We start from the raw sequence: 13,935 nt of genomic DNA, 5'->3' as shown, positions 1-13,935 counted from the left end.
ATCCCCAGGTTGCTACCGCTGGTAGCATCAACGTATGACCGCGCTTCCGCACGAGCCGACAAGCGACGCGCCAGGTCCGCTCCCGTCGCACCTGCCGTCGGGGCTGGACTTGGCGCGACGGCTGATTTCACACCATGATGTGGGCAAGGTGACATCTGGGCTGGAAGCGCTTCTGGAATCGAAGATTGCCGCTGCGGCAGCCGCGAGCAATCCCCGATCACTGGGACGAGCCCGGAAGGTCAGCGTCTCGCTGCCTGAAGGATTGACGGCAGCCGTCCAGCAACGGGTCGGGAAGGGCGAGTTCAGCCACTATGTGACCGAGGCCGTTGCCCGGCAGTTGGAACTGGACCTTCTGGTTGAACTGTCCGAACTGCTCGATGCCGACCACGGCCCGATTCCGGAGCAGTACTTGGCGGAGGCCAGGGCGGCATGGCCGGACGTCGAGTAGCGGCGGGTGGGACTCTTGTCTTGGACAGTGAGGGGCTGTCCAAGCTGGCGGCGGGCGATGCGCGCGTCCGCGCCCACCTGGAAACCGCACGGGTTCGTGGGGCGCGAGTTGTTGTCAGTGCAATCACATTGGCCGAGGTTCTCCGGGGCGGGTCTCGCGATGCATCCGTGCACCGCGTGCTGTCCCGGATCGTGACCCTGCCCGTCTCTCCCGAGCTTGGGCGGGCCGCCGGCGAGTTGCTTGGCGCAACAGGGCTGTCCGGTCATCGATGCGCCATCGATTCCGTGGTAGCCGCTACGGCGCTGATCATGGCTCGACCGGTCGTGCTGCTCACCAGCGATCCCGATGACCTGAGTCAGCTTGTCGAGGAGCCTGATAGCCCCAAGGACCAACGAGTTGTCGTGATCCACGTGTGAGGTGCGCTGCCGGTTCATGCCGAGGCGCGCAGGGATAGCGCACGATACGAAAATGGTGGGCCGCGGTGCGGGTGGGGTTCGTCCGGACGCCTGCGGTCGTGTGCCGGCCGGCCCGCGAGGTCTGGTGGTGCTGTCGGTCGGCGCGACGATCACGGTCCCTGGAACCACGGACCCGCGTTGCGCCACCTCAGGGGGACGCAACGCGGGTTCGTGCTCGACGTGGCCATTCTTCTTGGTTCAGGACCGCCGGAACAGCTTGTTGCCCAGCCAGACGATCGGGTCGTAGCGGCGGTCGGCCACCCGTTCCTTCATCGGGATCAGGGCGTTGTCGGTGATCTGGATGTGCTCCGGGCACACGTCCGTGCAGCACTTGGTGATGTTGCACAGCCCGAGCCCGTGCTCGGACCGCGCTTCGTCCACCCGGTCGGCCGTGTCCAGGGGGTGCATCTCCAGCTCGGCCACCCGCATCAGGAACCGGGGACCGGAGAACGCCGCCTTGTTCTCCTCGTGGTCGCGGATCACGTGGCAGGTGTTCTGGCAGAGGAAGCACTCGATGCACTTGCGGAATTCCTGCGAGCGCTCGACGTCCACCTGGGACATCCGGTAGTCGCCCGGCGCGACGCCCTTCGGCGGGCTGAACGCCGGGACTTCCCGTGCCTTCACGTAGTTGTACGACACGTCCGTCACCAAGTCCCGGATCACCGGGAACGTGCGCATCGGCGTCACGGTCACGACCTCGTCCTCGGCGAACACCGACATCCGGGTCATGCACAGCAGCCTCGGCTTGCCGTTGATCTCGGCCGAGCACGAGCCGCACTTGCCCGCCTTGCAGTTCCACCGCACGGCCAGGTCCGCCGCCTGGGTCGCCTGGAGGCGGTGGATGATGTCGAGCACCACCTCGCCCTCGTTGACCTCTACGGTGAAGTCCTCCAGACCGCCTCCGTCCGCATCACCACGCCACACCCTGAAGTGCCCCTGGTACCCCATGTCAGCCCTCCAGCTCGTCGGCGGTCAGGTACTTCTGGAGTTCGGTGAACTCGAACAGCTCCAGCAGGTCCGCCCGGATCGGGATCTGCGGCTCCTCGGCGACCGTCACGCCGTCCGGAGTCGCCTTGCAGACCAACAGCTTCCGGCGCCACTCGGCTGCCATCCCCGGGTAGTCGTCCCGGGTGTGGCCGCCGCGCGACTCGGTGCGCAGCAGCGCCGCCCGTGCCACGCACTCGCTGACCAGCAACATGTTCCGCAGGTCCAGCGCCAGGTGCCAGCCGGGGTTGAACTGGCGGTGGCCTTCCACGGTCAACGACAGCGCACGGCGCTTCAGGTCGTCCAGCCGCTTCAGCGCCTGGTCCATCTCGTCGGCCCGGCGGATGATGCCCACCAGGTCGTTCATCGCCTGCTGCAACTCCATGTGCAGCGTGTAGGGGTTCTCGCCGCCGTCGGTCGAGAACGGCGCCAGGGCAACACGTTCGGCCTCCGCGATCGTCTCGTCGGAGCAGACCGGGCGGTCCGAGAGCCCCGACACGTACGTCGCCGCGCCCTCACCCGCACGCCGGCCGAAGACCAGCAGGTCGGACAGCGAGTTGCCGCCCAGGCGGTTCGAGCCGTGCATGCCGCCGGACACCTCGCCCGCCGCGAACAGGCCCGGCACCGACGACACCCCGGTGTCCGGGTCGACCTGCACGCCGCCCATCACGTAGTGGCACGTCGGCCCGACTTCCATGGGCTGCGCGGTGATGTCGACGTCCGCCAGTTCCTTGAACTGGTGGTGCATCGACGGCAGCCGGCGCTTGATCTCCTCCGCCGGCAGACGGGTCGACACGTCCAGGAACACGCCGCCGTGCTCGGAACCCCGCCCCGCCTTGACCTCCGAGTTGATCGCCCGCGCCACCTCGTCGCGCGGCAGCAGTTCGGGCGGGCGGCGGTTGTTGTCCGGGTCCGCGTACCAGCGGTCGGCTTCGGCCTCGTTGTCGGCGTACTTGTCCTTGAACACCTCGGGGATGTAGTCGAACATGAACCGCTTGCCGTCCGAGTTGCGCAGCACCCCGCCGTCGCCGCGGACCGACTCGGTGACCAGGATCCCCTTCACCGACGGCGGCCACACCATGCCGGTCGGGTGGAACTGGATGAACTCCATGTTGATCAGCGACGCGCCGGCCCGCAGCGCGAGCGCGTGCCCGTCGCCGGTGTACTCCCAGGAGTTCGACGTCACCTTGAACGACTTGCCGATGCCGCCGGTCGCCAGCACCACCGCCGGGGCCTCGAACAGCACGAAGCGGCCGGACTCGCGCCAGTAGCCGAACGCGCCGGCGACCCTGCCGTGCTCCCCGTCCCCGGCCGAGTCCTGCACCAGGTCCGTGACGGTGAACTCCTGGAACACCTTCAGCCGCGACTCGTAGTCGCCGGTCGCCGCGAAGTCCTCCTGTTGCAGCGAAACGACTTTCTGCTGCAACGTCCGGATCAGCTCCAGGCCGGTGCGGTCGCCGACGTGCGCCAGGCGCGGGTACTCGTGGCCGCCGAAGTTGCGCTGGCTGATCCGCCCGTCCTTGGTCCGGTCGAACAGCGCGCCGTAGGTCTCCAGCTCCCACACCCGGTCCGGGGCCTCGCGGGCGTGCAGCTCGGCCATCCGCCAGTTGTTCAGGAACTTCCCGCCGCGCATCGTGTCGCGGAAGTGCACCTGCCAGTTGTCCCCCGCGTTGGCGTTCCCCATCGCCGCGGCGATGCCGCCTTCGGCCATCACCGTGTGGGCCTTGCCGAACAACGACTTGCACAGCACCGCCGTGCGCATCCCGTGCTCCCTGGCCTCGATCGCCGCGCGCAGCCCGGCGCCTCCCGCGCCGATCACGAGCACGTCGAACGAATGCCGTTCCACCTCGGGCAAAACCAGCTCCTCAGTTGATGATTCGAAGGTCGGAGATCGTCCCGGAGGCGACCAGCGCGACGTAGAAGTCGGTGACGCAGACGAAAATCAGCGACGCCCAGGCAAGCTGCATGTGGCGGGCGTTCAGCTTGGAGATCCGCGTCCACATCCAGTACCGCACCGGATGCTTGGAGAAGTGCTTCAGCCGCCCGCCCGCGATGTGCCGGCACGAGTGGCAGGACAGCGTGTACGCGCCCAGCAGGCCCACGTTCACCAGCAGCACCAGGTTGCCCAGCCCGACACCGGTGCTGAACGCGTAGACCGCGTCGTAGATGTTGATCAGCAGCAGGAGCGAGGCCGCGTAGAAGAAGTAGCGGTGCAGGTTCTGCGCGATCAGCGGGAAGCGGGTCTCGCCGGTGTACTTGGCGTGCGGCTCGGCGACCGCGCACGCGGGCGGGGACATCCACGCCGCCCGGTAGTACGCCTTGCGGTAGTAGTAGCAGGTCACCCGGAAGCCCAGCAGGAACGGGATGATGACCACCGGCGGGGTCAGGAACCCCGGCAGCTCCGGCAGCGGGCGGCCGAAGTGCGCCGCCGCCGGGAGGCATTCCTCGCTCAGGCAGGGTGAGTACATGGGCGTCAGGTAGCGGTACTCGTCCACCCAGTAGTAATCACCCATGAAGGTGCGCACCGCCGCGTAGATCGAGATCAGCAACAGGCCGGCGAACGTGACCAGCGGCGGCAGCCACCACCGGTCCGTGCGCAACGTGCGCTGGGCGATCTGCGCCCTCATACCTCACCTCGGTTCCACTTCGTTGTGGCGGGAGTTCGCGCCAGTGGCAGGGACGAACAGGACAGTCGTGGGGATTCGGGACGGTCGTGGGGACGGACGGGGGAAACTGACCGGGAAAAACCGAGCCGGCCCCCGCGTGGTGACGCGGGGGCCGGCCTGCGGTCGTTCAGGTGTGGCGGTAGCCGCCGAGACCTTCGTCGTCGGCGTCGTGCCAGAGCTTGGGGTCGTACGGCGTGTCCGGCACGACGACGACCTCGCGCTCCACTCTGGGCGCCTCACGCTGCCGGGGTGTGCTGTCCAAATCGATCAGCTCGGTCGCGTCGATGTCCATCCGCTCGACGTCGTTGGCCAGCCGCTGCACCGCGGCGACATCGCCGTAGCGCGAGCGCAGCGAGCCGACGCAGTGGCGTAGCTGACCCAGCGCTCGACGCAGCTCCACGATCTCCGAGGACGTCATGGCAGCACCTCCCTTGGGGGTCCGTGTGCCGACTCTGCCTGGTCGACGCGCTTGTGACAAGCACCACAAGGCACCGCGTCGCGTCTCAGTCACTGAATCGTTTTTGTGGCGATCAGGCGTCGTGACATAGTGTGGGTGCTGTCACGTCCGTACGTGCGACGCCAGCGCTGTCGTCCCACCGGGCCCACCACGGCCCGTGATCACCACCGGAGACAGCGAACCATGAGCGTGCATCCCGTCGTCGCCGGAGTGACGGCTCGTATCGCCGCCCGCAGCGCCGCCGGCCGGTCCGCCTACCTCGAACGACTCGCCGAAGCGCACGCCGAGGGCCCGGTCCGCCGGGACCTGGCGTGCAGCAACCTCGCCCACGGGTTCGCCGGCATCACCGGCGGCGACAAGGAGGCGCTGCGCGCGCTCCGCCGCCCGAACGTGGCGATCGTGTCCGCCTACAACGACATGCTGTCCGCCCACCAGCCGATGGACGAGTACCCGGCGTGGATCAAGGACGCGGCCCGCGCGGCAGGTGGCGTCGCCCAGTTCGCCGGCGGCGTGCCCGCGATGTGCGACGGCATCACGCAGGGCCGTGCCGGCATGGAGCTGTCCCTGTTCAGCCGGGACGTGATCGCGATGGCCACCGGCATCGCGCTGTCGCACGACATGTTCGACTCGGCGCTGCTGCTCGGCGTGTGCGACAAGATCGTGCCGGGCCTGCTGATCGGCGCGCTGTCGTTCGGACACCTGCCCGCGATCCTGGTGCCCGCCGGCCCGATGCACTCGGGCCTGCCGAACTCGGAGAAGGCCCGCGTGCGGCAGTTGTTCGCCGAGGGCAAGGCGTCCCGGGAGAACCTGCTGGAGGCCGAGGCCGCTTCCTACCACAGCCCTGGGACCTGCACTTTCTACGGCACGGCGAACTCCAACCAGCTCGTCGTGGAGGTGATGGGCCTGCACCTGCCGGGCGCGAGCTTCGTCCCGCCGGGCACCGCGCTGCGCCGCGCGCTGACCGAGGAGGCCGCACGGCGGGCCGTGGTGATCAGCCGAGGCGGCGAGTACACCCCGATCGGGCAGGTGGTGGACGAGAAGTCCGTGGTCAACGGCGTGATCGCGCTGCTGGCGACCGGTGGCTCGACCAACCACACCATGCACCTGGTGGCCGTCGCGTCCGCCGCCGGCATCGAGCTGGGCTGGGACGACTTCGCCGACCTGTCGGCGGTGGTGCCGCTGCTGGCCCGCGTCTACCCCAACGGCGGCGCGGACATCAACCACTTCCAGGCCGCCGGCGGCGTGCAGTTCCTGGTCGGGACGCTGCTCGACGCGGGGCTGCTGCACGCCGACGTGCGCACCGTCGCGGGTGCCGGGCTGGACCGCTACCGGCAGGAGCCCGCGCTCGTCGACGGCGTGCTGACCTGGCGCGACGGCCCCGGCCGTTCGCTGGACCGGGACGTGCTGCGGCCCGCGTCGGAGCCGTTCGCCGCCGACGGCGGGCTGCGCATGCTGGCCGGCAACCTCGGCCGCGCGGTGATCAAGGTGTCGGCGGTCAAGCCCGAGCACCGGGTCGTGGAGGCCCCCGCGCGGGTGTTCACCTCGCAGGAGGCGTTCAGCGCCGCGTTCAAGGCGGGCGAGCTGGAGCGGGACGTCGTGGTCGTGGTGCGGCAGCAGGGGCCGCAGGCCAACGGGATGCCCGAGCTGCACAAGCTGATCCCCGCGCTGGGCGTGCTGATGGACCGGGGCTTCCAGGTCGCGCTGGTCACCGACGGCCGGATGTCCGGCGCGTCGGGCAAGATCCCGGCCGCCATCCAGCTCACCCCGGAGGCCGCCGTGGGCGGTCCGCTGGCCCGCGTGCGCGACGGCGACGTGCTGCGCGTCGACGCCGAGACCGGCACGCTGGAGGCTCTCGTGGACCCGGCCGAACTCTCCGGACGCGACCTGGTGGACTTCCCACCGGACGCGCAGGCGTGGACCGGCACGGGACGCGAGCTGTTCGCCGCGCTGCGCCGGTCGGTCGGACCCGCCGACCGCGGCGCGAGCGTGTTCGGCCCCATCGCGGCCTCGCACTTCGCGGGCCGCGCGAACCAGGAGGTAACTCGGTGACCACCAGCGCGGATCTGCTGGAGCTGTCCCCCGTCATCCCGGTCGTCGTGCTGGACGACGCCGACCGGGCCGTGCCGCTGGCGCGGGCGCTGCTGCGCGGGGGCATCCGCGTCATCGAGCTGACCCTGCGCACGCCCGCCGCGCTGCCCGCGATCGAGCGGATCGCCGCCGAGGTCCCCGACATCGTGCTGGGCGCGGGCACCGTGACCGCGCCCGAACACGCCGAGCAGGCCGCCAAGGCCGGGGCGTCGTTCCTGGTCACGCCCGGTTCGACGGACCGGGTGCTGGACGCGGTGGAGGACACCGGCCTGCCGTTCCTGCCGGGCGCGGCGACCGTGTCCGAGGCGATGCGGCTCGCCGAACGCGGCCTGACGGCGCTGAAGTTCTTTCCGGCCGAGGCGGCGGGCGGCGTCGACTACCTGAAGTCGATCGGCGCGCCCCTGCCCGGCCTGCGCTTCTGCCCGACCGGCGGCATCTCGGTCGAGACCGCGCCGCGCTACCTCGCGCTGCCGAACGTGGGCTGCGTGGGCGGGTCGTGGCTGACGCCGAAGGACGCGCTGGCGACCGGTGATTTCGACCGGATCGAGGCCCTGGCCAAGGCCGCTGCGGCGCTGTAGGACCGGTCAAGCCGCAGGGCGTCGGAGTCGATCTCGGCGCTGCGCAGCCCGTTCCGGTCCGGCACGCGGTCCCCTCCAGACGGTTCCGGGCCGGCGGGACGGCTCCCCGGGTGCGGTAGGTTGGCTGCCGCACTTGGGGAGGGTGTTGGGGATGAACGCGCGACGAACCACGGTGGTGGCCGAGCCGGGCTGGCAGGTCGGCTTGGTGTGGGCGGGTTTCCCGGTGCTGGGCGCGGCGTTGCTGTGGGGTGTGCAGGCCATCGCGGACTGGGTGGTGTCACTGCCGTGGGCGCCGCTGCGCGGCCCGTTCCGGCTGATCGCCTCCATCCCGGAGCCGCAGGCGACGCTCGGCGCACTCGGCTTGGGCGTGCTCGCGGGACTGGTGATCGCGTTCATCGCGGAGCAGGAACGCCTGTCGGTCGAGGTGGCCGACGAGGCGCTGGTGTTCAGCCGGGGCGGCGCCGAGTACGCGCTGGACCGGACGCAGGTCTCCGGGGTGTTCCTGGACGGCAAGAAGCTCGTGGTGCTCGGCTTGGACACCGAGGAGCTGGCGCGGGAGAACTCGGACCTGCACGACACCGACCTCGCCGACGCCTTCCAACGCCACGGGTACCCCTGGCTGCCCGGCGACCCGTACCGCGACGAGTACCGGCGTTGGGTGGAGGACATGCCCGGCCTGCCACCCGGCGCGAACGCGCTGCTGCGGGCGCGGGCCAAGGCGTTGAAGAAGGACGACACCGAGGACGTGAAGCAGCTCCGCGTCGAACTGGCGCGGCTGGGCGTGGTGGTGCGAGAGGACCGCAAACGCCAGTTCTGGCGGGTCAGCAAGCAGGAGTAGCCCCCGCACCGGTCGAACTGCCTGGCCAGGCAGGCATCGGTCGGGCAGTCGCTAATCGGGCAGGCGCTAGTCGGGCAGGCGCTAGTCGGGCAGGCGCTAGTCGGGCAGGCGCTAGTCGGGCAGGTAGTCGTCCAACGGGGACTCGATCTCCGCGTTGCGCAACTCCTCACGCACCACCCGGTAGGCCATGCCCTCGGCGTAACCCTTGCGCGCCAAAGCACCGACGAGCCGACGGATCTTCGCCTGATCGTCCAACCCGGACATCGCACGGAGCTTCTTGCGCACCAACTCCCGCGCCCGTTCCTGCTCCGCCTCGTCGTCCACGGCGGCCACGGCCTCGGCGGCGACGTCGTCGGCGACACCCTTGCGCCGAAGCTCCACCGCCAACGCCCGCCGCCCCAGCCCCTGGTAGGTGTGCCGGGAACGGACCCAGACCTCGGCGAACGCGGCATCGTCGATCAGGCCCGCGCGGTCGAACTTGCCGAGGACCAGTTCGGCGGTCTCCTCGCGGATGCCCTTGCGCAGCAGGGCGCTCTTGAGTTCGACGCGGGTCCGGGCACGAGCGGTGAGCAGCGCGTAGCAGATGTCGGTCGCCTTGCGCTGCTCCTGCATCGGGTCGACGGGCTTGGCGGCCTCCGCGTCGACGTCGGTGTGCGGGCCGGTGCCGGTGTGCGGGCCGGTGCCGGTGTGCGGGTTGGCACCGGTGTGCGGGTCGGTGTCCCCGGCACGTCCGGCGCTCCGCGAACCAGCCCGACGCCGACCGCTGCCCTTGGCCCGACGCGAACCACCTTCCGCACCGGACTGCCCCCGACGCTCGGCAACCTCGAACGGATCCGCCGCCACCGGGGCATCGCCACGGGCATCCGCCACCGGCACCGCTTCGCCCGACTCACTCCGGCGGCGGCCAAGGGTCTCGAACGGGTCGTCGTCCGCCGAAGCCTCGGCACGGCCACCGGCGGGCGCGACCCGGACAGCTTCGCCCGAAGCGCTCCTGCGCCCACCCCACGCCTCGAACGGATCCGTCTCCGCCGAAGTAGGCCCACCCCGGCCCGGCTCTGTCGGAACGGCCCCGGCCACGCCCGGCTCTGCCTGGACAGCCCCGCCCAGGCCCGGCTCTGCCTGGACGGCCCCGCCCTGGCCCTCGGCAGGGCTCGCGAACGGGTCGGCCGAAGGGTCGCGGGGTGTCCCGCGACCACGGCCGCCTTGCCCCGCCACCGCTAGAAGTCGACCGGCGCGGGTGCGGAGTCGTCGGCGTCGAGGGTCGCCCCGATGCCGAGCTTGTCCTTGATCCGCTTCTCGATCTCGTTGGCCACGTCCGGGTTCTCGCGCAGGAACTTGCGCGCGTTCTCCTTGCCCTGGCCCAGTTGGTCGCCCTCGTAGGTGTACCAGGCGCCCGACTTGCGCAGGATGGCCTGGTCCACGCCCATGTCGATGAGCGAGCCCTCACGGCTGATGCCGTGGCCGTAGAGGATGTCGAACTCGGCCTGCTTGAACGGCGGGGCCACCTTGTTCTTCACGACCTTGACGCGGGTCCGGTTGCCGACCGGCTCGCCGCCGTCCTTCAGCGTCTCGATGCGCCGCACGTCCAGCCGCACCGACGCGTAGAACTTCAGCGCCTTGCCACCGGTCGTGGTCTCCGGCGAGCCGAACATCACGCCGATCTTCTCGCGTAGCTGGTTGATGAAGATCGCGGTGGTGTTGGACGTGCTCAGCGCACCCGTGATCTTCCGCAGCGCCTGGCTCATCAGCCGCGCCTGGAGACCGACGTGGTTGTCGCCCATCTCGCCCTCGATCTCGGCCCGGGGCACCAGCGCGGCCACCGAGTCGATCACCAGGATGTCCAGCGCGCCGGAGCGGACCAGCATGTCCGCGATCTCCAGCGCCTGCTCGCCGGTGTCCGGCTGGGACACCAGCAGCGCGTCGGTGTCGACGCCGAGCTTCTTCGCGTAATCCGGGTCCAGCGCGTGCTCGGCGTCGATGAACGCCGCGATGCCGCCGTTGCGCTGGGCGTTGGCCACGGCGTGCAGCGCCACCGTCGTCTTACCGGACGACTCCGGGCCGTAGATCTCCACCACACGGCCACGCGGCAGGCCGCCGATGCCGAGCGCGACGTCGAGCGCGATCGCGCCGGTGGGGATCACCTCGATCGGGGCGCGGCCTTCCTCGCCGAGCCGCATGACCGAGCCCTTGCCGAACTGCTTGTCGATCTGGGCCAGGGCCAGTTCGAGGGCCTTGTCCCGGTCGGGTGCCTGTGCCATCTGGAGTCCACCTCGGTTTGTCTTGGGTCGCTGAGCGATGTCGGGGCCGACGTTACGGGCGGGGTACGACATTTCTCGGCGGTGGCCGGGTCACCAGCGGGGTTCGGTCACCCGGTCGTGTCGGGGACTATAGCCGAACAGGTGTTCGACCGCCGGGTCGACACACCGGGTCACCGCCGGTGCTCCGGCACTTCGAACGCGTCGCACACGGCGAGCCACACCTCCTTGGGCGGCACGCCGTCCTCCAGAGCCTGGTCCGCGGTGCGCCCGCCGAGGGCGGACATCACGTGGTCCCTGGCCACCATCTCCGCCCTGACCTGCCCGAACTCGTTCGCCATCAGCTTGCGGAACACCGTATTGCGCATCGCGCCCAGGCTAGCGCGCCGCTTTCCAGGCCGGGCTGTCGACGTAGTGGTTGTCGTAGAGGTCCTGCGACGCGCCGATCTCCGCCGGGTCGGCGAGGCCGCGCTGCACCCGGTCCAGCAGGCGGTAGTAGTCGAACCGGCCCATGCCGGGCGTGAAGACGAACAGGACGTCGGCGTCCGCGCCCTTCAGCGCGCCGAACGCGTGCGGCACGCGGGGCGGCACCACGAGGAAGTCGCCGCGCTCCAGCGTGATCACGTCCTGGTCGAGCAGCACCTGCAAGGTCCCGTCGAGCACGAAGAACAGTTCCGACGCACGGGTGTGGAAGTGCGGCGGAGCGCCGTTCGCGCCGTCCAGGAACGTGGAGCGGTTGCTGGTCAGCCCGTCCAGGTCGGCGAGCAGGGTGACGACGGCGGTGGGGTCGGCGGTGAGCTTCTCGGCCTTCTCGGCCCGCACGAGCAGCGTGTTTTCCATGAGTAAGACGATCGCCGGATTCGACACGCCCAACAACGGCGGAGATCGTATCGAACGATAACCTGTGCGTTATGGAACGGCGGGACATCGAGATTTTCCTGACCTTGGCCGAGGAGTTGCACTTCAGCCGCACCGCCGAACGCCTCCACGTGTCGCAGGCCCGCGTCAGCCAGACCGTCAAGCAACTGGAACGCCGCATCGGCGCGCCCCTGTTCGAGCGCACCAGCCGCCGAGTCGCCCTCACGCCCATCGGGCGGCGGCTCAAGGACGACATCGCTCCGGCCTACCAGCGCATCGTGGAAGGCGTGGAACGAGCCATCGCCGCAGGTCGGGGCATGGGCTTGCTCCGGGTCGGCTTCGAAGCCCCGGCCGTCGCGGACCTCATCCCGGACGTCCTGGCCCGCTACCGGACCCGTCACCCGGGCAGCGAGCTGCGGGTCCGGGAAGCCGGCTTCGTGGACCCGTTCGCGCTGCTCCGGGACGACGAGGTGGACGTGCTGGTGACGCTGTTCCCGGTGGACGAGCCGGACCTGACGACCGGTCCGGCGGTGTTCTGCGAGCCGATGGTGCTGGCCGTGGCCGACACACACCCGTTCACCAGGCAGGACCACGTGACGATGGAGGACCTGGCCCGCGACACGGTCTTCCGCGCCGCCTACTGGCGGGACACGACACCTCTGGGCCGCCCTGTCGAGCGCGGACGTGCCCTTACGACGTTCCAGGAACTCATGACGGCGATCGCGGACGGCGAGGGCGTGTGTCCGCTGGGCGCGCACGCGGCCGGCTACTTCGCCCGCCCCAGGATCGCGTTCCTGCCGCTGCGCGACGCGCCGGAGGTCGTCTGGGGCATGGTGTGGCGCACGGCGGGCGAGACCAGTCGTGTCCGCGAGTTCGCCGCCGCCGCGCGCTAACCTCGGACCATGGATGACCCAACAGGCCTGTCGTCGCCGCTCGGCCAGGTCGTGATCATCGCCGGGCTGGTCGCCGCGCTCGTGGTCGGCATCCGCGCCTGGTGGTACCACCGCAAGCGCTGATCAGCGCACCCGCTGCAACGACGTGAACAGGCACACCACGAGCAGCGGCAACGCCGTGAACCCCACGAGCAGCCCCAGCACGGCGTAAGACCACGCCGTCACCACGACGCCCGCCGCGACACCGCCGACCGCGCCGCCGATGTTCATGCACAGGTCCGACAGGCCCTGCGCGGCCGGCCGGTCCGCCGTCGCGACCGACTCGGTGAGCAGCGCGGACCCCGACACCAGACCCGCCGACCAGCCGAAACCCAGGAGCGCCAGACCGACCGCGAGCTGCGGCGCGTCGTGCGAGGTCGCCATGCCCGCGACGCCGGACGCGGCCACCACCAGCGCCGCGCCGATGGCCAGCACGGGCACCCGGCCCAGCCGGTCGGCCATCCACCCGAACAGCGGGCTGGCCGCGTACATCGAGGCCACGTGCAGGCTGATCACGACACCCACGACCCGCAGCGACGCCCCTGCGTGGTCCATGTGCACCGGGGTCATCGACATGAGCCCCACCATCGCCGTGTGGCACAGCGTGATGCCGCCCAGCGCGAGCTTCCCGGTGCCCGGCAGCGCGCGCCACACCGCGCCGGAGCCGCGTGTGTCGCCCACTCCCCCGGCGCAGTGCGCGGGCGCCACGGGGGCGGCCGACTGCGCGACGGTCAACGGGTCCGGCCGCAGGTACCGCAGCACGACCAGCGCGGCCAGCCCGAACAGCACCGCCGACAGCAGGTACGGCCCCGCGCCCACCGGCAGGCCGAGCCGCTCGGCGGCCTGTCCGGCCGGGTCGGCCAGGTTCGGCCCGGCGACCGCGCCGATCGTCGCCGCCCAGACCACGATGGCCAGCGAACGTGCCCGCCGCTGCGGGTGCGCCAGGTCCGTCCCGGCGTAGCGCGCGGCGAGGTTCGCGCTGCTCGCGGCCCCGAACAGGACCAGTGCGACCAGCAGCACGTGCCACGAGCCGAGCACCACGGCGCACGCCGCGGCCAGTGCGCCGACCGTGCCCGCGCCGTACCCGAGGATGAGCGCCGGACGGCGTCCCTTCCGCGCGGCGAGCCGTGCGGCGGGCAGGGCGAACACCGCCGCGCCGAGCACCGCGCTGGTCTGCGCGAGCCCGCCCACGGCGTCCGAGTCGGACAGCGCCGCCGCGATCAGGGTGGAGACCGCCAGGCCGATGGTCACGCCCGCCGCGCCCAGCACCTGGGTGGCCCCGAGCACGCGGAGCACCCTGCGCTGCACCACTTCGACGGCGGTCATGATCATGATCGTGCCAGGGCGGGGTGCCCCGCACAGCCTCCGTAAGAGTC

15 protein-coding genes are annotated in these 13,935 nt (G+C 70.7%); 6 read left to right on the top strand and 9 right to left on the bottom strand.

Annotated elements, in window-relative coordinates; genetic code table 11:
• The first annotated feature begins 34 nt into the window (after positions 1-34).
• The gene (locus ACQPZF_RS09030) at positions 35-448 is read left to right on the top strand and encodes a hypothetical protein (RefSeq protein WP_433270179.1); all 414 of its coding nucleotides are present in this window, start codon (positions 35-37) and stop codon (positions 446-448) included.
• On the top strand, positions 430-864 hold the full coding sequence (locus ACQPZF_RS09025; RefSeq protein ID WP_433270177.1) for a type II toxin-antitoxin system VapC family toxin: 435 nt from the start codon (positions 430-432) through the stop codon (positions 862-864). Before ACQPZF_RS09030 ends, ACQPZF_RS09025 begins: the two co-directional genes overlap by 19 nt.
• Positions 865-1,101: 237 nt before the next feature.
• Here the strand turns inward: ACQPZF_RS09025 and ACQPZF_RS09020 are convergent, their stop codons facing one another.
• The 4 genes from ACQPZF_RS09020 to ACQPZF_RS09005 all read right to left on the bottom strand — a co-directional run bounded on the left by ACQPZF_RS09020 (position 1,102) and on the right by ACQPZF_RS09005 (position 4,971).
• On the bottom strand, positions 1,102-1,851 hold the full coding sequence (locus tag ACQPZF_RS09020; protein ID WP_433270175.1) for a succinate dehydrogenase/fumarate reductase iron-sulfur subunit: 750 nt from the start codon (positions 1,849-1,851) through the stop codon (positions 1,102-1,104).
• Position 1,852: 1 nt separating this feature from the next.
• Complete coding sequence (locus tag ACQPZF_RS09015; RefSeq protein ID WP_433270173.1) at positions 1,853-3,742, bottom strand: fumarate reductase/succinate dehydrogenase flavoprotein subunit; 1,890 nt, start codon at positions 3,740-3,742, stop codon at positions 1,853-1,855.
• A 10-nt stretch (positions 3,743-3,752) separates the two neighbouring features.
• On the bottom strand, positions 3,753-4,514 hold the full coding sequence (locus ACQPZF_RS09010) for a hypothetical protein (RefSeq protein ID WP_433270171.1): 762 nt from the start codon (positions 4,512-4,514) through the stop codon (positions 3,753-3,755).
• Between the two features lie 166 nt (positions 4,515-4,680).
• A complete protein-coding gene (locus ACQPZF_RS09005; protein ID WP_433270169.1) occupies positions 4,681-4,971 on the bottom strand; it encodes a hypothetical protein in 291 nt (96 codons plus the stop codon).
• A gap of 222 nt (positions 4,972-5,193) precedes the next feature.
• Between ACQPZF_RS09005 and edd the strand changes: the two genes are divergently transcribed.
• The 3 genes from edd to ACQPZF_RS08990 all read left to right on the top strand — a co-directional run bounded on the left by edd (position 5,194) and on the right by ACQPZF_RS08990 (position 8,514).
• Positions 5,194-7,059: a phosphogluconate dehydratase gene (gene edd / locus ACQPZF_RS09000; protein WP_433270167.1), complete on the top strand. Its 1,866-nt coding sequence runs from the start codon at positions 5,194-5,196 to the stop codon at positions 7,057-7,059.
• The gene (eda, locus tag ACQPZF_RS08995; protein ID WP_433270165.1) at positions 7,056-7,676 is read left to right on the top strand and encodes a bifunctional 4-hydroxy-2-oxoglutarate aldolase/2-dehydro-3-deoxy-phosphogluconate aldolase; all 621 of its coding nucleotides are present in this window, start codon (positions 7,056-7,058) and stop codon (positions 7,674-7,676) included. Before edd ends, eda begins: the two co-directional genes overlap by 4 nt.
• Positions 7,677-7,827: 151 nt before the next feature.
• The gene (locus tag ACQPZF_RS08990) at positions 7,828-8,514 is read left to right on the top strand and encodes a YqeB family protein (RefSeq protein ID WP_433270163.1); all 687 of its coding nucleotides are present in this window, start codon (positions 7,828-7,830) and stop codon (positions 8,512-8,514) included.
• 111 nt (positions 8,515-8,625) lie between these two features.
• Here ACQPZF_RS08990 and ACQPZF_RS08985 read toward each other — a convergent pair whose 3' ends face one another.
• The 4 genes from ACQPZF_RS08985 to ACQPZF_RS08970 form a co-directional block, all read right to left on the bottom strand.
• Entirely contained in the window at positions 8,626-9,126 is a 501-nt protein-coding gene (locus tag ACQPZF_RS08985) for a regulatory protein RecX (RefSeq protein WP_433274490.1), read from the bottom strand.
• A 605-nt stretch (positions 9,127-9,731) separates the two neighbouring features.
• A complete protein-coding gene (gene recA / locus ACQPZF_RS08980; RefSeq protein ID WP_433270161.1) occupies positions 9,732-10,772 on the bottom strand; it encodes a recombinase RecA in 1,041 nt (346 codons plus the stop codon).
• Positions 10,773-10,942: 170 nt separating this feature from the next.
• A complete protein-coding gene (locus ACQPZF_RS08975; RefSeq protein ID WP_433270159.1) occupies positions 10,943-11,137 on the bottom strand; it encodes a DUF3046 domain-containing protein in 195 nt (64 codons plus the stop codon).
• A 10-nt stretch (positions 11,138-11,147) separates the two neighbouring features.
• The gene (locus tag ACQPZF_RS08970; protein ID WP_433270157.1) at positions 11,148-11,609 is read right to left on the bottom strand and encodes a cupin domain-containing protein; all 462 of its coding nucleotides are present in this window, start codon (positions 11,607-11,609) and stop codon (positions 11,148-11,150) included.
• A gap of 71 nt (positions 11,610-11,680) precedes the next feature.
• Between ACQPZF_RS08970 and ACQPZF_RS08965 the strand changes: the two genes are divergently transcribed.
• Positions 11,681-12,520 carry a LysR family transcriptional regulator gene (locus tag ACQPZF_RS08965; RefSeq protein WP_433270155.1) on the top strand — a complete coding sequence of 280 codons (840 nt, stop codon included), beginning with the start codon at positions 11,681-11,683 and terminating at the stop codon, positions 12,518-12,520.
• Positions 12,521-12,643: 123 nt separating this feature from the next.
• Here the strand turns inward: ACQPZF_RS08965 and ACQPZF_RS08960 are convergent, their stop codons facing one another.
• On the bottom strand, positions 12,644-13,885 hold the full coding sequence (locus ACQPZF_RS08960) for an MFS transporter (protein WP_433270153.1): 1,242 nt from the start codon (positions 13,883-13,885) through the stop codon (positions 12,644-12,646).
• Positions 13,886-13,935 lie beyond the last annotated feature (50 nt).

Source organism: Actinosynnema sp. CS-041913, from assembly GCF_050942485.1.
In the GTDB taxonomy this organism is placed as follows: domain Bacteria; phylum Actinomycetota; class Actinomycetes; order Mycobacteriales; family Pseudonocardiaceae; genus Actinosynnema.
This window is presented reverse-complemented; position numbering and strand designations above follow the sequence as displayed.